Source organism: Pectobacterium sp. PL64 (assembly GCF_022477975.1).
Classification (GTDB): domain Bacteria; phylum Pseudomonadota; class Gammaproteobacteria; order Enterobacterales; family Enterobacteriaceae; genus Pectobacterium; species Pectobacterium jejuense.
Map to the genome: position 1 here is coordinate 3,122,320 of NZ_CP092070.1, position 22,392 is coordinate 3,144,711.

General features: G+C 54.1%; 8 protein-coding genes. 3 read left to right on the forward strand and 5 right to left on the reverse strand.

The annotated features are described in order from the left end of the window. Window positions 1–16: 16 nt before the first annotated feature. The 3 genes from tadA to murQ all read right to left on the reverse strand — a co-directional run bounded on the left by tadA (window position 17) and on the right by murQ (window position 2,213). Entirely contained in the window at window positions 17–502 is a 486-nt protein-coding gene (gene tadA, locus HP572_RS14050) for a tRNA adenosine(34) deaminase TadA (RefSeq protein ID WP_240583543.1), read from the reverse strand. Window positions 503–615: 113 nt separating this feature from the next. Then, the gene (gene yfhb, locus HP572_RS14055; protein WP_010301173.1) at window positions 616–1,254 is read right to left on the reverse strand and encodes a phosphatidylglycerophosphatase C; all 639 of its coding nucleotides are present in this window, start codon (window positions 1,252–1,254) and stop codon (window positions 616–618) included. A gap of 32 nt (window positions 1,255–1,286) precedes the next feature. Beyond that, on the reverse strand, window positions 1,287–2,213 hold the full coding sequence (murQ, locus tag HP572_RS14060) for an N-acetylmuramic acid 6-phosphate etherase (RefSeq protein ID WP_240583544.1): 927 nt from the start codon (window positions 2,211–2,213) through the stop codon (window positions 1,287–1,289). Window positions 2,214–2,491: 278 nt separating this feature from the next. Between murQ and lapG the strand changes: the two genes are divergently transcribed. Together lapG and lapD are read left to right on the forward strand one after the other, a co-directional pair. Continuing rightward, the gene (gene lapG, locus HP572_RS14065; RefSeq protein WP_205550220.1) at window positions 2,492–3,181 is read left to right on the forward strand and encodes a cysteine protease LapG; all 690 of its coding nucleotides are present in this window, start codon (window positions 2,492–2,494) and stop codon (window positions 3,179–3,181) included. 9 nt (window positions 3,182–3,190) lie between these two features. After that, a complete protein-coding gene (lapD, locus tag HP572_RS14070) occupies window positions 3,191–5,143 on the forward strand; it encodes a cyclic di-GMP receptor LapD (protein ID WP_240583545.1) in 1,953 nt (650 codons plus the stop codon). 116 nt (window positions 5,144–5,259) lie between these two features. Here lapD and HP572_RS14075 read toward each other — a convergent pair whose 3' ends face one another. Together HP572_RS14075 and HP572_RS14080 are read right to left on the reverse strand one after the other, a co-directional pair. Then, entirely contained in the window at window positions 5,260–5,604 is a 345-nt protein-coding gene (locus HP572_RS14075) for a hypothetical protein (protein ID WP_014916239.1), read from the reverse strand. 59 nt (window positions 5,605–5,663) lie between these two features. Further along, entirely contained in the window at window positions 5,664–20,639 is a 14,976-nt protein-coding gene (locus tag HP572_RS14080) for an Ig-like domain-containing protein (protein ID WP_371745275.1), read from the reverse strand. A gap of 382 nt (window positions 20,640–21,021) precedes the next feature. On the opposite strand from HP572_RS14080, the gene HP572_RS14085 reads away from it, so the two are divergent. Further along, window positions 21,022–22,374, forward strand: a complete 1,353-nt coding sequence (locus tag HP572_RS14085; RefSeq protein ID WP_240583546.1) for a TolC family outer membrane protein — start codon at window positions 21,022–21,024, stop codon at window positions 22,372–22,374. Window positions 22,375–22,392: the final 18 nt, after the last annotated feature.

The following is a 22,392-nucleotide window of genomic DNA, read 5'->3' on the forward strand; positions in this document are numbered from 1 at the left end:
AAGAACAAACGCCCCGCTACTCCTGCGCGGCGTTTTTCTCGCTTTTTTCTGCGGCACGACGGGCTTTATGCTGTTCACGACGCAGGCGAAAGAACGTGCTGAGCGTGGCAGAACATTCATCAGCCAGAATGCCGGATTCAATCACGATCTGATGATTCATGCCGGGATGGCGCAGAATATCCACCAGCGATCCCGCCGCCCCTGTTTTCTCATCTGACGCGCCGTAAACCAGACGGCCAATACGGCTATGTATCATCGCGCCTGCACACATGATGCACGGCTCCAGCGTGACATACAGCGTCGTCTCTAGCAGACGGTAGTTCTGCAACACCTGACCTCCCTGCCGCAACGCCATAATCTCAGCGTGCGCGGTAGGATCGTGATGTCCAATCGGCCGGTTCCACCCTTCGCCGATGGCTTCGTTACCCAGCACCAGCACCGCACCAACCGGCACTTCGCCTTCATCCTGAGCACGCTGAGCCAGCATTAATGCGTGACGCATCCAGTATTCATCGTTACGCAGGTTGCCCACGTTTCCTCACTCAGTCATTCATATTTTGGCGGCGCATTATACCCACATGAAGAGATGAAAAATCAGATGAAAGAATGAAAAAATCATTCCAGCTGTTGCAGGCTACCTTCGGGGGTGACTCGCCAGCGGTGTTCGCAAAAATAGAGCAGCGGGTTGTCCTGTTTGCTGTCGCTGTAACCGCTGTAGAGCTTGAGCGGTGCGCCGAGACGCTGCTCCATCTGCGTCACTTTTTCATGCCCCAGACAGCGCAGTGTTAATACCCAACCGCCGTAGCGGCGTGTAATCTGGCTTCCCATCAGGCGAACACCGGGCAGAAAAGGCGAATCATGATAGACCTGTTCCACCAGCCGCTGCGGCGATCCGGTCACCAGCCAGACCTGTGCCTCACTGTCTTCAAGATAGGTTTTCAGCCTCTGCTGAACCTGCGGAAATGGAATGACATCATGACGAAACGCACCGACAAACTGCTTTTCCAGTTGAACCAGCTCGTCTTCATCACGCCCAAACGTAATCGCCCACAGCAGCCAGCTCATCGGCCACCGGGCCGCGCGACCGCGAATCAGTAGCCCCAGCCCGATAATCGGTAATAGCGGGATAACCAGAACGAGATTTAACGGCAGCCGACGAAGTAAAAAACGCAAAAAGCTGCCAAACATGTCCTGTTGATGCAACGTGCCATCCAGATCAAAAAAAACAATGCGTTGCTCTCGCTTATCACTCAAAACATTTCTCCCGACTTACACCAAGATAAATTTTATCCGCCAATCAGCGCCTCACGCAGATAACCGTTGTGCTGTTTCAGGCGCTCACGCGCCGCTGCCACATCAATATTAGCCAGCAGCATCAGAATTGCAGGCTTAACCTCATTATCCGCCTGCACCAGCGCCTGCCGCGCCTTTTCCCGCTCGGCACCCGTTGCTTCAACCACAATGCGGCAAGCCCGGTCCAACAGCTTCACGTTGGTTGCCTTCACATCGACCATCAAATTCTGGTACACCTTTCCCAACTTAACCATTGCGCCGGTAGAAATCATATTCAGGACGAGTTTTTGCGCCGTTCCCGACTTCAGTCGCGTCGACCCCGTTAACGCTTCCGGGCCAACGACCGGAGAAATCGCCACCTGCGCTTCCTGTGCGATGGGTGAATGCGGATTACAGGAGATCGCCGCTGTCCGGCAGCCAACGTCACGCGCATAGCGCAATGCGCCAATCACATACGGCGTTCGGCCTGATGCCGCAAGACCGACAACCATATCCGCTGCGGTTAAATTCAGCGCTTTTAAATCCGCCTCACCGAGTGCAGGATCGTCTTCCGCGCCTTCAACCGCCTTAAGCAATGCGCCCGGCCCGCCGGCAATCAGGCCAATAACCAGCCCGTGTGGCACGCCAAACGTCGGCGGACACTCGGAGGCATCCAGTACGCCCAAACGGCCGCTGGTCCCCGCGCCCAGATAGATCAACCGCCCGCCCTCTTGCAACGACGCCGTCGCCAGATCGACAGCCTCGGCAATCGCGGGTAAAACCTGCGCAATGGCTTCAGGCACTTTCCGATCTTCCTGATTAAACGCGTGCATCATCTCCAGCGTAGAGAGCTGATCCAAGGCCATCGTCGCCGGATTTCTCGTTTCAGAAACCAGCTTCCCTAAATTAAGGTTCTCTCCATCCATCACATCTGAACGCATTCTGCTACCTCATGCTTTGTGTCAGCGCTTTCTACACGCTCATGACAAACAACCATTTTCACCACTATACCCGTCATACTTCAAGTTGCATGTGCGTTGGCTGCATTCACTCACCCGAATCACTTACCTCAGTAAGCTCATCGGGATTCCTTCTTTTGCCGCCTTCCTGAAACTCGAATTATTTAGGGTATATATGCTTTTGGGAGCTGTGAAAGTACGCTATTCTGCATCGAATTCACCCTCCACATGCATCTCGCAAGGTAAACAGAGAAACCTCAGTGCGACTCTCCGGGTTCAGACTCTCCAGTTACACGCTTTTCTTTATTAGCTGTCTGCTGTTTCTGCTGGCGGGTTCCCTACGTGCGGACTGGGATTTTATTACCATTAATCAGCGAACCGAGCAGCTTTATGGCCCGGCAACGCCCGATGCTCGCCGCCGAATAGATGAATGGCAGACGCTGTTGGTCAATTCCCGCAATAAAGAGGAAAAGGCGCTGCTGAGCAGCGTGAACCAATTTTTCAATGACCGTATGCTGTTTCGCGATGATATTGTCGTCTGGAATCAGGAAGATTACTGGGCAACCCCGATTGAAGCGCTGCGTAAAGGTGCCGGGGATTGCGAAGATTATGCGCTCGCCAAGTATTTTACGCTGCGCCATTTAGGCGTCCCGGCGGACAAATTACGTATTACCTATGTTAAAGCCCTGCGCCTGAATAAAGCGCACATGGTAGTGACCTATTATCCCACGCCAACCTCGATTCCACTGGTGTTGGACAATCTGACCGACAAAATCCAACCGGCGACAGAGCGCAATGATTTAGTTCCGGTGTACGCCTTTAATGGTGGTGGTCTCTGGCTGCCAGGTGCCAGCGGCAGCAACAAACGCGTAGGCGACAGTAAACGACTTTCACGCTGGCAGGATGTATTAACCAAAATGCGTGCCGAAGGGTTTTCAATTGAGGAGTAAGGGTAGGCTATGTCTCTATACAAACAATTACTGATAGCCATCTGCCTGTTTGTGCTAATTATTTTCAGCGGGAGTTTTTTCGTCAGCCTGGAAAATTCGCGTGAACAGTACAATAACCAGCTTCACTCTCACGCACAGGATGCCGCTACCGCGCTTGGGCTTTCCCTGACGCCAAATATCGATGACCCGGCAATGGTAGAGCTGATGGTCAGCTCGATTTTCGACAGCGGCTACTTTTCCAGTATCCGCGTGCGGGATTTAAAAACCAGCAACGTTACGCTGGAACGCACCGCCTCACCGGATATCCCTGACGTACCACGCTGGTTTGTTCAGTTAGTGAACCTGCAACCCGGCGCGGGCGAAGCCATCGTGATGCGCGGTTGGGAACAGGCGGCAAAAGTCGAAGTCGTCAGCCATCCGATGTTCGCGGTGACGCGGCTGTGGCGCAGCAGTACGGCCTCTTTCCTATGGCTGCTAGGCTGTGGCACGCTGGGCGTGCTCCTCGGTGCGCTGTTCCTGCGCCGTCAGCTACGTCCGCTTGATTATATTGTCGATCAGTCGCTGGCAATTACCCGTCGTGAGTTCCTTAGCCAGCCAGATTTACCCAATACGCCAGAATTCCGCCGCGTCGCGCAGGCGATGAACTTGATGGTTAGCAAGCTCAAAACGCTGTTTGAAGAGGAAGCAGAGCGGAGCGAGCGCTTACGTCAGGACGCCTATCAGGATCCTCAAACCGGATTGAATAACCGTCGCGCGTTTGACATGCAGTTCAGCGACAAACTGGCCGACGAAGAAACCTCCCCCGGCTTCCTTATTATGATTCGCGTTCAGGATCTGGCGGGGATGAACCAGCGACTGGGTGGCCAGCGCACCGATGCGCTCTTAGCCTCCGTCGGTCATATCCTGCGCAAAATGCAAAAACAGCATACCAATGCGGAGAGCCTTCTGGCACGCATCCGCGGCGGGGAATTTGCGCTGTTCTGTCCGGGATTGGTCGATAAAGAAGCCTATGCGCTGATTGGCGAACTGACGCGCAACATCGAAACGTTGCATCTGACAGGCGAAACCGACGTCTCCCCTGTTGCCCAATTCGGCATGGTGCCTTTCCGCCCCGGCGACACCGCGCAATCCCTGTTTATTCAGGGCGATCAGGCGCTCACGCGAGCCGAAAGCAATACCGATAGCACCGCGCCTCACGACATTCCGTCCGTCAGTGCCGAACAGGTCGAAACCGATCGCCATAGATGGTTTAACCTGCTCGATCCCATTCTGGAACAGGAACGCTTGCAGCTTTTCCTGCAACCGGTCGTCGCCTGTGACGATCCCAGCCAGGTGCTGCATCACAAGGTGCTAGCCCGTATTCAGGATGAGCAAGGAAACAGCATCGCGGCAGGCCGCTTCCTACCGTGGATCCAACGCTTTGGTTGGGATACCCGTCTGGATCAGACTATGCTGCGTGAAGTGCTGGACTATCTTCGTCAGCACGACGGCAATCTGGCACTGAGCCTGTCCGGCACCACAGTCCTGAATCTTCATCTGCTTGCCGATCTGCTTGCCCCGTTGAAGCATCAGCCTGATGTCGCCAGACGATTGATTCTGGAGCTGGATGAGAACCAATTGCCAGACAGTGCCCAACTGGAAGCCTTAATCAAGCTGCTGAATGAACATGGCTGTGCGCTGGGGCTCCAGCATTTTGGCGGGCGCTTTAATATGATCGGCAACCTGTCGCAATGGGGACTGGCTTACCTGAAAGTCGATGGCAGCTACATCCGCAATATCGATCAGGAAGACGATAAACAAATGTTTATCGAAGCGCTGTATCGCGCCACCAACAGTATTGCCCTGCCGCTTATCGCCGAACGTGTTGAAACCGCAGGTGAGCTGAAAGTGCTTCAGGATATGGGATTACAAGGCGCGATGGGACGGTTGCTGGGTGAACCGGTGCCAGCGGTCAGAGTCTGATACCACAGCATTTTGGCTAACGGCGTTTAACGACCCCGGCTTCTCACTACGACATTGAGAAGCCGGAAACGGCTGAACAGTACGGTAAGGGATGATTTTTTCAAAACATCCTTTCCTTAAAACATAGTCTCTTCATCGTCGCCAATCAGCTTGTTCAACCCGCCATTCAGGGCTTCACGCGCCTGCGCACGGTTGATCAACTTCAGCTGTGCCGCCTGAGGGAAATCGGTAATGCTGACCACGCCTTTCTGAATCAAAACCTGAATTAAATCCTCCAGCACGCGCACCATTTCCAGATCGCTTTGCCGCAGTTGCTGGAGACTGGACATCGCTGCCTGATGACTGCGGAACCAAGCCTGCGCCTCACGCGAATCATCGGACAGTTCGCCGTTCATTTCAGGAAAAGGACTCTTTTCTACCTTCATCAGGTGGCCATCACTGTCGCGCTGGATATAAAACATGTTCGGAGACCTTTTAAATTTTTGATAAAAAAGGGAGCCGGGCAGTCTCCCCCTTTTCGTCAGCTAGACGGTTCTGGCTTGCTGACCAGACTTTCAAGCGACGGCAATGCACCGTTATAGTGTTCCAACGTAATCGACACTGCAACCGTTCCGCCTTTATCCGCCGTAAAGTTCCCCGCGGTGCTCACTTCAATCGTCGGTGAACCATGATTATCGGTGATGCGAATATAGCGGCTGATATCAGTGCCTTCCTCCAGTTCACCCACCAGATCGCTTAAATCAATCCGGTCACCTTCTTTGGCATTGAAGTCTTTGATCACATCGTTGCCGATATCACCAGCCTGCCACTTAAAGACATCCGCACCTGCGCCGCCGATGAGCGTATCGCCCCCCGCGCCGCCAATCAGGATGTCGTCTCCGCTGCCGCCGTACAGAAGGTCATTCCCCGCCCCACCGTAGAGGGTGTCATTTCCTCCCTGGCCGAAGAGAATGTCATTCCCCGCTCCACCGTTGAGTATGTCGTTGCCATCTTTCGACGACGACAGATCAAACTCCGCGCTGTGCGTTGCAATATAGCCATGCATCTCTTTCGCCGTCGGAACGCCAGTTTGCATACCTAACTGCTTGCCGATGTAGTTCTGCAAGGCGGTGATACCGTTGCCGTCGATATTAGGAAACGACACCACATCGCCGAACAGAATGTCATTCCCCAACCCGCCATTCAGTTGGTCATTACCTGCATGTATTGACTCACTGCTGCCCAAAATCGCTTTATTAAGGTTAGCAGGGTCAATATGATCCTGAACCACACCGTCGGTGTCATAGCGCTTCAGCGTATCGCCATTTAAATCAGCACCAATACCGATCGCTTCAATCGCTGACTGCTTCTTCAGCAAACTGAAAGCCTGAGTCGCGTTTGTGTTGCTGACATCGCGGTTGCCTGAATTATCAACCCAGTACCAGTTGCCGCGGTAGTCCTGCGCCCAGTAGCTGCTGTTATTACCCACGCCGCCCAAAGAGGAGATTTCATACGTTCCGTCCCCCTGCGCGTGTACTTGTCCAATGACCGTCCCGACCACTTTATTACTGTTATCGCTCCAGGCATATTGATAGACGTTCCCTTTGCTATCAATCACTTCACGCACGGCACCGCGGACATCCATAGAGTAGGACTGCCCTGGCTTGTAGGCGAAGCTATCGATATTCAGCGTTTGGTTCCAGTCACTCACTTTCACGACATCAGCTTCATTCTTCTGATAGAACGTTGGCTCACCGTCGGTAATGAAATACGTCAGGTTATTACCCACATTCTTTTTCACCACATCGCTTTGGAACCAGTTAGCCGTCGTCTTGAACACGTCTTCATAGTTGGTTCCACCGCCTTTCTCCGATCCGCCAACCATTGAATTCAATACGGCAGTCAGCTTATTCAGGGCGCTGGCGTCGTTCAGATTCACAGAAATGGTTTTCCCCACCTGCGTATCAAAGTCAGCCAGAAAAACGTTTACCGTACCGGAATTCACACCGCTAGCACTATTGATCAGGCTTTTGAATACGTTGCTCAACGATGTACGCGTATTCTCGATATCCGTTGACGACATACTGCCAGATGAATCGACCATAAATGCAATGTTGTAATTCTTGCCTTCTATGATCTGCAAACCGGAGACATCCGCGACCATCACATCGTGGCTATGCGTGCCGGACATGTTGTCATCGCCTATCGTACCGATGCTCATCCCATACTGCTCAACGCCTCCGGCAGAGTAGCCGGTCGCCGTATCATGGTTGGCAATTTCTGTCGATGTCGCCTGCGCCACCACATTGAATTTACCCGCATCGACTGGCACTTCGAGCGTAATCTTACCAGCCAGCGTCTGGGCATTATTGGCGTTCTTGATGAGATACGATCCATCGTCACCAACGGTATACTTCACGTTGTTAATGTGGTCGGTCAGCACCGTTCCTTTCGGGATTCCCGTAAGCGTAATCCCTGACAGGGTTTCACTGCCGTCGCGATCGGTCAGGGCTGCCGAGACATCAAGCGTATGCGTCTGTGTGCCTGCCTGGCCGGGCACTTTTTCCACCGTCGCACTATTGGTGCCCGGGGTGTATGTCGTACCGTCGCTATAGATCACACCTTCAATATTGTTGCTAACCTGCGAGGTAAACGAGCCTGACTTGCCGCTGCCATCGGTATAGTTAACTTTCAGTCCGTCCAGCGTGTTAACCGACGTATCCTGATTGTTGTTCGTACTATAAGTTGCGTTATAGGTGTAACCCGTCTCTTTCATAACGAACACGTAGTCAGAATGCGCGCTGCTGCCGTTATTCGTCCGGTTACCGTTAAACGAATCCAGATCGCGATGATCCTTACGATCGGCCGGCCAGTCACTCTGTCGATAGAAATACCCACTGTTGGAATGCACAACGAAGATATCGCTGTAACTGCCATCCCCGCTGGTATTACCCTGACTGTAGTACGCCACCTTGCCATTGCCGACCACCGTGGGTACCGGATCCCCTTCGGTTAGCCAAACACGGACACCGTTGCCCACGGCAACAATTTTCCCATTTTGTACGTCGAAGCCACCGTTGGCGCTACCGCCATTGACCTTAATAATTTCCGAAGAGGTCGGCGTTGTCGCGCCACTGGTGATGCTCAGGCTCACTACTGGCGCATCGGCTACTGGCGTTATGCCAATGTGCAGCGCGGCTTTATCGCCGGTGTTACCCGCAACATCAACTGGCCGATAACCAATATCACCCAGCGCGGTGCCAGAGACATTACTCGCTGGCGTAAAGCGTAGATCGGTGTTGCCAGCCGTAAAGGTTTGTCCAGCGGTGACCGCTTTCCAACTCCCGTTATCGTTAAAATAGAGCGTGCCAGCGGCAGCAGGCGGCAGAGACGAAATCACGATGCTTGTGGTATCGGTCGATACGCCCAAATCGCTCCAGCCAATGTGCAGCGGCGTGTCTTCCGTACCAGACACCGTGTTGTTGTGTGCGGCTGGCGGCGTGACATCCATGATGGCCTGACTGTTATCATGCGCCTGATTACCTGCCGCATCGGTTGCCGTCGCCCCGGCGGTAATCTTGCCTTCCGCTAACGTACTCAGATCGACATTCGTCTGCCATTTTCCGTTCGTCACGGGCACGTCATGCAGCGTAACCGACTTACCATTCACATCGGTAAAGACCAGATCGACCTTCTTCTCGTTGCTGGTGCCGCTGACCAGGGTATTTTTCGACTCACTCTGGCTGACATAGCCATCGTTACCCGCGAAATTCGTAATATCAATTTCGGGTGCGGTCGTATCTACGCTGTATGCATGATGGGTATTCGCCGTGGTGGCGTTCCCCGCCGCATCACGCGTGGTCACGCTCGCGCTAATGTCACTGTTAGCCGCCAGTACCGAACCGGGAACATTGACACTCCAGGTCTTGCCGTCGGTATTCACCGTCGTCTGGTAAGTCTCGGTGCCGACTTTTACGATAACCGCGTCGCCCGCTTTGACTTCATTGCCCACCTTACCAGTGACCGCAATCGTCTGGCCGGATTCGCTGGCGTTAATCACGTTATCTGACGTGACATTGTCGATAGAGATCGACGCCACTGGCGCGACGGTATCGACACCATAAGCATGGCTGGTGTTCGCGGTGGTGGCATTGCCCGCCGTATCGCGTGTGGTGACCGTCGCACTCACATCGACGTTCGCGGCTAAAACAGATCCGGGAACATTGACGCTCCAGGTCTTGCCGTCGGTATTCACCGTCGTCTGGTAGGTTTCCGTGCCGACTTTCACCGTAACCGCATCACCGGCTTTAACTTCATTGCCCACCTTACCGGTCACCACAATGGTCTGCCCGGATTCAGTGGCGTTGATGACGTTATCTGACGTGATGTTATCGATAGAAATTGAGGCCACAGGTGCAACCGTATCCACGCCATAAGCATGAGAGGTATTGGCGGTGGTGACGTTACCCGCCGTATCACGCGTGGTCACGGTTGCACTGACATCGCTATTCGCAGCAAGTACCGAGCCTGGAACATTCACGCTCCAGGTTTTGCCATCAGTATTGACGGTCGTCTGGTACGTTTCCGTGCCGACTTTAACCGTAACCGCGTCGCCCGCTTTGACTTCATTGCCAACCTGCCCCGTCACCGCAATCGTCTGGCCGGATTCGGTCGCGTTAATCACGTTATCGGACGTGACGTTATCGATGGTAATCGACGCCACGGGCGCGACAGTATCGACACCATAAGCATGAGAGGTATTGGCCGTCGTGACGTTGCCAGCCGCATCACGCGTGGTAACCGAAGCAGAGACATCACCGTTAGCAGCAAGTACAGAACCCGGAACATTCACACTCCAGGTTTTACCGTCGGTATTGACGGTGGTCTGGTACGTTTCCGTGCCGACTTTAACGGTGATGGCGTCACCGGCTTTCACTTCATTGCCGACCTGACCGGTGACCGCAATCGTCTGACCCGATTCGGTCGCATTAATCACGTTATCCGACGTGACATTGTCGATAGCGATCGACGCCACTGGCGCAACGGTGTCCACACCATAAGTGTGGCTGGTATTGGCGGCGGTGACATTGCCAGCGGTATCGCGCGTGGTAACAGCCGCACTGACATCACCATTGGCCGCCAATACAGAGCCTGGTACATTGACGCTCCAAGTCTTGCCGTCGGTATTCACCGTCGTCTGGTAGGTCTCGGTACCGACTTTCACCGTAACGGCGTCACCCGCCTTGACTTCGTTGCCTACTTTACCCGTCACGGCAATCGTCTGGCCGGACTCGGTCGCGTTAATCACGTTATCTGACGTGACGTTATCAATTGAAATTGACGCGACAGGTGTAACGGTATCGACACCGTAAGTGTGACTGGCATTCGCCGTAGTAGTGTTACCCGCGGTATCACGGGTGGTGACGGTCGCACTCACATCGCCGTTTGCTGCCAGCACGGATCCCGGAACGTTGACGCTCCAGGTTTTACCATCGGTATTCACCGTCGTCTGGTAGGTTTCCGTACCGACTTTAACGGTAACCGCGTCGCCCGCTTTGACTTCATTACCGACCTGACCGGTGACGGCAATGGTCTGGCCGGACTCAGTCGCATTAATCACGTTATCCGATGTGACATTGTCGATAGCGATAGAAGCGATTGGCGCAACCGTATCGACGCCGTAAGTGTGATTCGTGTTCGCAGTCGTGACATTGCCCGCGGTATCGCGTGTAGTGACCGTCGCACTCACATCACCATTCGCAGCCAGCACCGCCCCCGGAACATTCACGCTCCAGGTTTTGCCGTCGGTATTCACCGTGGTCTGGTAGGTCTCGGTACCAACTTTCACGGTAACCGCATCACCGGCTTTCACTTCATTACCGACCTGACCGGTGACCGCAATCGTCTGACCGGACTCGCTGGCATTGATGACGTTATCGGACGTGACATTATCAATAGAAATTGAGGCCACCGGCGCAACCGTATCCACGCCGTAAGCATGACTGGTATTCGCGTTAGTGACATTGCCGGCGGTATCACGCGTGGTGACGCTGGCGCTCACATCGCCATTGGCGGCCAGTACCGCCCCCGGAACGTTGACGCTCCAGGTTTTGCCATCGGTATTGACGGTCGTCTGGTACGTTTCGGTACCGACTTTGACGGTAACCGCATCACCGGCTTTCACTTCATTGCCGACCTGCCCCGTCACAGCAATCGTCTGACCCGATTCGCTGGCATTAATCACGTTATCGCTGGTGACATCATCGATAGCGATCGACGCCGTTGGTGCAACGGTATCGACACCGTAAGCATGGCTGGTGTTCGCGGTAGTGACGTTGCCTGCGGGGTCACGTGTGGTGACTGTCGCACCCACATCGCCGTTTGCTGCCAGCATGGATCCCGGAACGTTGACGCTCCAGGTTTTGCCATCGGTATTCACCGTCGTCTGGTAGGTTTCCGTGCCGACTTTAACCGTAACCGCGTCGCCCGCTTTGACTTCGTTGCCCACCTGACCCGTCACTGCGATGGTTTGACCTGATTCAGTGGCGTTGATGACGTTATCTGACGTGATGTTATCGATAGTGATAGACGCCACCGGTGCGACGGTATCGACACCGTAAGTGTGACTGGTATTGGCGGTAGTCACGTTGCCTGCCGTATCGCGTGTGGTGACCGTAGCGCTTAAATCGCCGTTTGCTGCCAGCACGGATCCCGGAACGTTGACGCTCCAGGTTTTGCCGTCGGTATTCACCGTCGTCTGGTAGGTCTCGGTACCGACTTTGACCGTAACCGCATCGCCCGCTTTGACTTCATTGCCCACCTTGCCAGTGACCGCAATCGTCTGACCGGACTCGGTCGCATTAATCACGTTATCAGACGTGACATTGTCGATAGCGATCGACGCCGTTGGTGCAACGGTATCGACACCATAAGTGTGCGAGGTATTGGCTGTCGTGACATTGCCCGCGGTGTCACGCGTGGTCACGGTTGCACTGACATCACCGTTAGCAGCAAGTACAGAACCGGGAACGTTCACGCTCCAGGTTTTACCGTCGGTATTCACCGTGGTCTGGTACGTTTCGGTGCCAACGGTAACCGTAACGCTATCGCCCGCTTTGACTTCGTTGCCGACCTGACCGGTCATGGCAATGGTCTGACCCGATTCGGTAGCATTGATGACATTGTCAGCGGTGACGTTATCAATAGAGATCGACGCGATCGGTGCAACCGTATCCACGCCGTAAGCGTGGCTGGTGTTGGCGGTGGTGATATTGCCTGCCGTATCGCGGGTGGTAACCGTGGCACTCACATCGCCATTCGCGGCCAGCACGGAACCGGGAACATTCACACTCCAGGTTTTGCCATCGGTATTCACTGTGGTCTGGTACGTTTCGGTACCGACGGTAACCGTAACCGCATCGCCGACTTTGACTTCATTACCGACCTGACCAGTGACCGCAATCGTCTGACCCGATTCGGCCGCATTAATCACGTTATCCGACGTGACATTGTCGATAGAGATTGACGCCAGTGGCGCGACGGTATCGACACCGTAAGTGTGCGAGGTATTGGCGGTGGTGACATTGCCAGCGGTATCGCGTGTGGTGACGGTAGCAGAGATATCACCATTGCCCGCCAATACAGTGCCCGGAACGTTCACACTCCAGGTCTTGCCGTCGGTATTCACCGTCGTCTGGTAGGTCTCAGTGCCAACGGTAACGGTGATTGCATCGCCCGCTGTCACTTCGTTGCCCACCTGACCGGTGACGGCTATGGTCTGACCGGATTCAGCCGCATTGATGACGTTATCGCTGGTGACATTATCGATAGCAATCGACGCGACTGGCGCAACGGTGTCCACGCCGTAAGTGTGACTGGTGTTCGCAGTAGTGACGTTACCTGCCGTGTCACGTGTGGTGACGGTAGCAGAGATATCACCATTGCCCGCCAATACAGTGCCCGGAACGTTCACGCTCCAGGTTTTGCCGTCCGCATTCACCGTCGTCTGGTAGGTTTCGGTGCCGACTTTAACGGTAACCGCATCGCCAGCTTTGACATCGTTATCGACTTTACCGGTGACGGCAATGGTCTGGCCGGATTCGGCGGCGTTAATCACGTTGTCGGCGGTGACGTTATCGATAGTAATCGAGGCGGTTGGTGCAACCGTATCGACACCGTAAGCGTGGTTGGCATTCGCAGTCGTGACGTTGCCTGCCGCATCGCGCGTGGTCACGGTTGCACTGACATCGCTATTCGCAGCAAGTACCGAGCCTGGAACATTCACGCTCCAGGTCTTGCCGTCTGCATTCACCGTCGTCTGGTAGGTCTCGGTGCCGACTTTAACCGTAACCGCATCGCCCGCTTTGACGTCGTTATCAACTTTACCGGTCACCGCAATGGTCTGGCCGGATTCGGCCGCATTGATGACGTTATCCGACGTCACATCGTCGATAGCGATCGAGGCCGTTGGTGCAACCGTATCGACACCGTAAGCGTGGTTGGTATTGGCGGTGGTGGCGTTGCCTGCCGTATCGCGTGTGGTGACGGTCGCACTCACATCACCGTTCGCCGCTAAAACAGAGCCAGGAACATTCACGCTCCAGGTTTTACCATCGGTGTTCACCGTGGTCTGATAGGTTTCAGAGCCAACTGTAACGGTGATTGCATCGCCCGCTTTCACTTCGTTGCCCACCTGACCGGTCACGGTAATCGTCTGACCGGATTCGGTAGCATTAATCACGTTATCCGACGTGACATTATCAATAGAAATTGAGGCCACAGGCGCGACGGTATCCACGCCGTAAGTGTGACTGGTGTTAGCGGTGGTGGCATTGCCTGCGGTATCCCGCGTGGTGACGGTCGCACTCACATCACCGTTCGCTGCCAGCACCGAACCCGGAACATTCACGCTCCAGGTTTTGCCGTCGGTATTCACCGTGGTCTGGTACGTTTCAGTGCCGACAGTAACGGTGATCGCATCGCCCGCTTTGACTTCATTGCCCACCTGACCGGTGACGGCGATCGTCTGGCCGGACTCGCTGGCATTGATGACATTATCTGACGTCACATCATCGATAGTAATAGAAGCAACCGGCGCGACGGTATCCACACCGTAAGTGTGACTGGTGTTCGCAGTGGTGACATTGCCCGCGGTATCGCGGGTGGTGACCGAAGCAGAGATATCACCATTGGCGGCCAGCACCGATCCCGGAACGTTGACGCTCCAGGTTTTACCATCGGTATTCACTGTCGTCTGGTAGGTTTCCGTGCCGACGGTAACCGTAACGGCGTCGCCCGCTTTCACTTCGTTGCCAACCTGACCCGTCACTGCGATGGTTTGACCTGATTCAGTGGCGTTAATCACGTTATCGGACGTGACATTATCGATAGAGATGGAAGCCGTTGGCGCGACAGTGTCCACACCGTAAGTGTGACTGGTGTTCGCGGTGGTGACATTGCCTGCCGTATCGCGCGTGGTGACGGTCGCACTCACATCGCCATTCGATGCCAGAATCGATCCCGGAACATTCACGCTCCAGGTTTTACCATCGGTATTCACTGTCGTCTGGTAGGTTTCCGTGCCGACGGTAACCGTAACGGCGTCGCCCGCTTTCACTTCATTGCCGACCTGCCCCGTGACCGCGATCGTCTGGCCTGACTCGCTGGCATTAATCACGTTATCGGACGTGACATTATCGATAGCAATCGACGCGACTGGCGCAACCGTATCCACGCCGTAAGCATGACTGGTATTCGCGTTAGTAACATTGCCGGCGGTATCACGCGTGGTCACCGAAGCAGAGATATCACCATTCGCTGCCAGTACGGAACCGGGAACATTCACGTTCCAGGTTTTACCATCAGTATTCACTGTGGTCTGGTAAGTTTCGGTGCCGACTTTTACGGTGACCACATCACCGGCTTTCACGTCGTTATCGACTTTACCGGTCACCGCAATGGTCTGGCCGGACTCGGTTGCGTTAATCACGTTATCTGACGTGACGTTATCGATAGTAATGGAAGCTGTTGGCGCAACCGTATCCACACCGTAAGTGTGATTCGTGTTCGCAGTCGTGACATTACCTGCGGTGTCACGCGTGGTGACGGTCGCACTCACATCACCGTTCGCAGCCAGCACAGCGCCCGGAACATTCACGCTCCAGGTTTTGCCATCGGTATTGACGGTCGTCTGGTACGTTTCCGTGCCGACGGTAACAGTGATCGCGTCACCCGCTTTCACTTCATTGCCCACCTGCCCCGTCACGGCAATCGTCTGGCCGGATTCGGTCACGTTAATCACGTTATCAGACGTGACATTATCAATTGAAATTGAAGCAACCGGCGCAACCGTATCGACACCGTAAGCGTGGTTGGTATTGGCGGTGGTGACATTGCCTGCCGTATCGCGTGTGGTAACCGAAGCAGAGATATCACCGTTAGCCGCCAGTACTGAACCGGGAACATTCACGCTCCAGGTTTTACCATCGGTATTGACCGTCGTCTGGTAGGTCTCGGTGCTGACTTTTACGATAACCGCGTCGCCCGCTTTGACTTCATTGCCCACCTTGCCAGTGACCGCAATCGTCTGGCCGGATTCGGCGGCATTGATAACGTTATCCGACGTGACGTTATCGATAGAAATTGAGGCCACTGGCGCAACGGTATCGACACCATAAGCATGGCTGGTGTTCGCGGTGGTAGCATTGCCCGCGGTATCACGCGTGGTAACCGTCGCACTCACATCACCGTTAGCAGCCAGCACCGATCCCGGAACATTCACGCTCCAGGTTTTACCGTCGGTATTGACGGTGGTCTGGTACGTCTCGGTGCCAACTTTAACGGTAACTGCATCGCCCGCTTTCACGTCGTTATCGACTTTACCCGTCACGGCTATTGTCTGGCCAGACTCGCTGGCGTTGATGACGTTATCGGACGTGACATTGTCGATAGAGATAGACGCCACCGGTGCAACGGTATCCACGCCGTAGGCGTGGCTGGTGTTGGCCGTGGTGACATTGCCCGCAGTATCACGGGTAGTCACGGTCGCACTCACATCACCATTGGCGGCCAGCACGGATCCTGGAACATTCACACTCCAGGTCTTGCCGTCCGCATTGACGGTCGTCTGGTAGGTCTCGGTACCGACTTTAACGCTAACCGCATCACCGGCTTTCACATCGTTATCGACTTTACCGGTCACCACAATGGTCTGGCCGGATTCGGTTGCATTGATGACATTATCGGACGTCACATCATTGATAGTAATCGAGGCGGTTGGTGCAACCGTATCGACACCGTAAGCGTGGTTGGTATTGGTGGTGGTGACGTTGCCTGCCGTATCGCGTGTGGTGACGCTGGCGCTCACATCGCCATTGGCGGCCAGTACCGCCCCCGGAACGTTGACGCTCCAGGTTTTGCCGTCGGTATTCACGGTGGTCTGGTACGTTTCGGTGCCGACTTTTACGGTAACGCTATCGCCCGCTTTAACGTCGTTATCGACTTTACCCGTCACGGCTATCGTCTGGCCGGACTCGGCCGCGTTAATCACGTTATCGGATGTGACATTATCGATAGTAATGGAAGCTGTTGGCGCAACCGTATCCACACCGTAAGCATGACTGGTATTCGCGGTGGTGACATTACCTGCGGTATCGCGGGTGGTGACCGAAGCAGAGATATCGCCATTCGCTGCCAGCACCGACCCCGGAACGTTGACGCTCCAGGTTTTTCCGTCGCTATTCACCGTCGTCTGGTAGGTTTCCGTACCGACTTTGACAGTGATCGCGTCGCCCGCTTTCACTTCATTACCGACCTGCCCCGTCACTGCGATGGTTTGACCTGATTCAGTGGCGTTGATGACGTTATCCGACGTCACATCGTCGATAGTAATCGAGGCGGTTGGTGCAACCGTATCGACACCGTAAGCGTGGTTGGCATTCGCAGTCGTGACGTTGCCTGCCGCATCACGGGTAGTGACCGAAGCAGAGATATCACCATTGGCCGCTAATACAGAACCGGGAACGTTGACGCTCCAGGTTTTACCGTCGGTATTGACGGTGGTCTGGTACGTTTCCGTGCCGACTTTAACGGTGATGGCGTCACCGGCTTTCACTTCATTGCCGACCTGACCGGTGACCGCAATCGTCTGACCCGATTCGGTCGCATTAATCACGTTATCGGACGTGACATTATCGATAGAGATGGAAGCCGTTGGCGCGACAGTGTCCACACCGTAAGTGTGACTGGTGTTCGCGGTGGTGACATTGCCTGCCGTATCGCGCGTGGTGACGGCCGCACTCACATCACCATTCGATGCCAGAATCGATCCCGGAACATTCACGCTCCAGGTTTTACCGTCCGTATTCACCGTCGTCTGATAGGTTTCCGTGCCGACGGTAACGGTAACCGCATCGCCCGCTTTGACATCGTTATCGACTTTACCGGTGACGGCAATGGTCTGGCCGGATTCGGCAGCGTTAATCACGTTGTCGGCGGTGACGTTATCGATAGTAATGGAAGCTGTTGGCGCAACCGTATCCACACCGTAGGCGTGGCTGGTGTTAGCTGTGGTGACATTGCCTGCTGGATCGCGTGTGGTGACGGTAGCAGAGACATCACCGTTAGCAGCAAGTACTGAACCGGGAACATTCACGCTCCAGGTTTTGCCGTCGGTATTGACCGTGGTCTGGTACGTTTCCGTGCCGACTTTAACCGTAACCGCGTCGCCCGCTTTGACTTCATTACCGACCTGACCGGTGACGGAAATCGTCTGGCCCGATTCGCTGGCGTTGATCACGTTATCGGACGTGACATTGTCGATAGCGATAGACGCTACTGGCGCAACGGTATCGACACCGTAAGTGTGAGAGGTATTGGCAGTCGTGACATTGCCCGCCGTATCACGGGTAGTGACCGAAGCAGAGATATCACCATTGGCCGCTAATACAGAACCGGGAACGTTGACGCTCCAGGTTTTGCCATCGGTATTGACGGTGGTCTGGTAGGTCTCGGTACCGACGGTAACGGTAACCGCATCACCCGCTTTGACTTCGTTGCCGACCTGACCGGTGACCGCAATCGTCTGACCCGATTCGGTAGCATTGATGACATTGTCAGCGGTGACGTTATCGATAGTAATCGATGCGGTTGGCGCAACGGTGTCCACACCGTAAGTGTGACTGGTGTTCGCAGTAGTGACGTTACCTGCCGTATCACGTGTCGTGACCGTGGCACTCACATCGCCATTCGCTGCCAGCACCGACCCCGGAACGTTGACGCTCCAGGTCTTGCCATCGGTATTGACTGTCGTTTGGTAAGTCTCGGTGCCGACGGTAACGGTGACCGCATCGCCTGCTTTAACTTCGTTGCCGACCTGACCGGTCACCGCAATGGTCTGACCGGATTCGCTGGCATTAATCACGTTATCGGACGTGACGTTATCGATGGTAATCGACGCCACCGGCGCAACCGTATCCACACCGTAAGTGTGACTGGTATTCGCAGTCGTGACATTGCCCGCCGTATCGCGTGTCGTGACGGTCGCACTCACATCACCGTTCGCTGCCAGTACAGAACCGGGAACATTCACGCTCCAGGTTTTTCCATCAGTATTCACCGTGGTCTGGTACGTTTCGGTACCGACTTTGACGGTGATGGCGTCGCCCGCTTTGACTTCATTGCCCACCTTGCCGGTGACCGCAATCGTCTGACCGGACTCAGTCACATTGATCACGTTATCCGATGTGACATTATCAATAGCAATCGACGCCACCGGTGCGACGGTATCGACACCATAAGCGTGGCTGGTATTGGCTGTCGTGACGTTGCCTGCGGGATCACGGGTAGTGACCGTTGCACTCACATCACTATTGGCTGCCAGCACGGATCCCGGAACGTTGACGCTCCAGGTTTTACCATCGGTGTTCACCGTCGTCTGGTAGGTTTCCGTGCCGACGGTAACGGTGATCGCATCGCCCGCGTTGACTTCATTGCCGACCTGACCCGTGACCGCAATCGTCTGGCCGGATTCGGTCGCGTTAATTACGTTATCTGACGTGATGTTATCAATAGTAATCGATGCGGTTGGCGCAACGGTATCGACACCATAAGTATGGGAGGTATTGGCGGTGGTGACATTGCCAGCGGCATCGCGTGTGGTGACGGTCGCACTGACATCGCCATTCGCGGCCAGTACAGAACCCGGCACGTTGACGCTCCAGGTTTTGCCATCGGTATTGACGGTCGTTTGGTAAGTCTCGGAGCCGACGGTAACGGTAACCGCATCACCGGCTTTCACTTCGTTGCCGACCTGACCGGTGACCGAAATCGTCTGACCGGATTCGCTGGCGTTAATCACGTTATCGGACGTGACATTATCAATTGAAATTGAAGCAACCGGCACAACCGTATCGACGCCATAAGCATGAGAGGTATTGGCCGTCGTGACGTTACCCGCTGCATCGCGCGTGGTGACCGAAGCAGAAATATCACCGTTAGCAGCAAGTACAGAACCGGGAACATTCACGTTCCAGGTTTTACCATCGGCATTCACCGTGGTCTGGTAGGTTTCCGTGCCGACGGTAACGGTGATCGCATCGCCCGCGTTGACTTCATTGCCCACCTGACCGGTGACGGCAATCGTCTGACCGGATTCGGTAGCATTAATCACGTTATCCGACGTAACATTATCGATAGAGATCGAAGCAACTGGAGGCAGAGTATCGACAGTGATCGCTTCACTTCCGCCCGTGCCAGGAATGCCCGCAGCATTGGTGTAGCTGCCGTCAGGAATACTGAGGCGGACTTCTCCCTCAAAATTGGTGGCTGGCGTCAATGTCGCCGTCCAGCGCGTCGGATCGTTAGGATCCTGCACCAGATTCGTTACTGAGCCGTTTGTAACGGTGATATCACTGAGGTCAAAACCAACGGGCGGTGTTGTGAAGACAAAACTTACTGTGCCATCACTGTTTATGACAATGGTGACAGAAGGCGGAGTGGTATCGGTGGTATCTGTTGCCGCAGCCAGCAACGCCGTGGATGAATCTACGCCATCCAGAACGGACGAGGCTCGGTCAGTAAACGATGAACCCGCGGTATCATAGCCAATAGGAGTAGTCACGACCTCGGCCGTCAAATTCAGAACGACCGCTGGATTGAAATGCCCACCGCCGCCGTCACCGGCTTCTCCGGTGTCGTCATTACCAGCGGCAGTCGCTTCTAATACTTGCGTTGGGTCGGCGCCCTGAGCGATAGCATCTTGTATAGCCGCGACATCATCGGCGACATCCGCGTTGGACTGAGAGGACGCATTGCTAACATCGCTCCAGCGGCTATCACGCCCCAAATCCAATGTTTTGCCATCCGGTAATGTGATTGAAACCGCGCCGTTAGCGCCAGTTACCACTTCTTCACCGCTGTAAACGCGATCGCCAGCCACCAGCAATCTCTGGCTTCCATCAAGCGCGACGATAAAAACTTGTCCAATAACGAATTTAATGACGCCAATCACACCGTTCAAAATACTTTCTCCTTGATATCTATAATTATTTTTATAATGTGGGGATATTGCGGCTATAGATTTTTGCTATCATCCTGATAAGGTTGATTTGCTGTGTGTCGTCCTGACATTTTATGAAAAAAAGCGTTACGATAGTGTTGTCGTTATGCGTCAGACGCTTGACTCAATGACCAATATAATAAAAAATTCGGAATATTCTTTCCAGAACTTTACTCATTTAGAGTAAGCCTTATTTTTTCTTGTGCAGGGCGCTTCAAGGAAAGTAATTAACATATTGATATAAATGGAATAAAAGCAAATCAATTCGTTAAGCGTTTATATAACACTCAAACACTTTAATAGGAATAATCACAAATAAAGTTTTTGTGAAGGAAAACTGCTGATGATGCGTAGATACCATTTTGCTTTATTATCTTTTATTACCATTTTTTCCACAGAAACGCATGCCGAGACGATTCAGGAAGCCATAAAAAGCACGCTCTATACACATCCTGAGGTCAGCGCCGCTATTAATAGCCGTTTTTCTGCCGAACATGATTTACGTGCGGCAAAAGGCGGATATCTCCCTTCCATCACGCTAAGTGCAGGTGTCGGACGCGAAGAGACCGATAGCCCCTCAACACGTGCCAGCACCAATAAGCGCGTTGAGCTCAGTCGTCAGGAATCGAGTATCAATTTAAGCCAAACGGTATTTGATGGTTTCGCCACCTCCAGCGAAGTGGGCAGGCAACGCGCCACAGTCAATTCACGCGCCTATAAAGTCTTAAATACCAGTGAGGCGACGGCGTTAGATACCGTTCAGGTCTATCTCAGTGTGCTGCAACGTCAGGAGTTTGTCCGTCTGGCAGAAGCCAACCTTGCAAGCCATGAGCGCATTTACGATCAAATCAGGCTGCGCAGCGAACAAGGCGTTGGGCGATTGGCCGATTTGGATCAGGCCGAAGCACGTCTTGCACAGGCCCGTAACAACGTGCTGACAGAAAAAACCAATCTGGACGATGCCAAAATCAACTACATGAGCATTGTGGGTAAGGTACCAGAGAATTTGGTGATGCCCGATGCTTCTGTGATCAAACTCCCCGCCTCGCTGGAAGACGCGCTGCGTATCATGCTGGCTAACAGCCCGGCGCTGAAATCCGCAGAGTCAGATATTGAAGCCACTCAGCAGCAGTATGAGACGTCGAAATCAACATTTTACCCGCGCCTCAACGTTGAACTTTCTCGCACGATGGATAACAACGTTGACGGAACGCGTGGTCAAAATAATGAGTGGCAGGCGATGTTGCGGATGCGCTACAACCTGTATGAAGGCGGTAGTAGCAAAGCCAACATGGAATCAAAAGCCTATCAGGTAAAAGAAGCACAGGATGTCCGAAATAATGCCCTGCGCCTGCTGAGCGAAGAACTTAAACTAGCGTGGTCAGCGTTAAATAACTCGCGTCAACAGCTGCCGATTGCCGCCGAATATGCCGACCGCAGTATGAAAGTGCGCACCGCCTATCAGAAGCAATTTGGCCTGGGAGAAAGGACGTTGCTGGACCTGCTGGATAGCGAGAACGAGCTGTTTACCGCACAGCGCCGTCTGGTCGAGGTTCGTTTCACCTCCCTCTATACCGAATACCGGATCGCATCCCGCATGGGAGAGCTATTAAACCGTTTGGCAATCCCAGCGCCTGACGCCGGTACCAGCTTGACCAACGTCACCACCCAAGCAGAGTTGCCGAGCCTTAATTAATATATTTCATTGGTCAGA

Excerpts from the sequence above, each read along its gene's own strand:
- tadA (WP_240583543.1), bottom strand. The coding sequence starts at position 502 with ATGCGTCACGCATTAATGCTGGCTCAGCGTGCTCAGGATGAAGGCGAA.
- murQ (WP_240583544.1), bottom strand. The coding sequence starts at position 2,213 with ATGCGTTCAGATGTGATGGATGGAGAGAACCTTAATTTAGGGAAGCTG.
- lapD (WP_240583545.1), top strand. The coding sequence starts at position 3,191 with ATGTCTCTATACAAACAATTACTGATAGCCATCTGCCTGTTTGTGCTA.
- HP572_RS14075 (WP_014916239.1), bottom strand. The coding sequence starts at position 5,604 with ATGTTTTATATCCAGCGCGACAGTGATGGCCACCTGATGAAGGTAGAA.
- HP572_RS14085 (WP_240583546.1), top strand. The coding sequence starts at position 21,022 with ATGATGCGTAGATACCATTTTGCTTTATTATCTTTTATTACCATTTTT.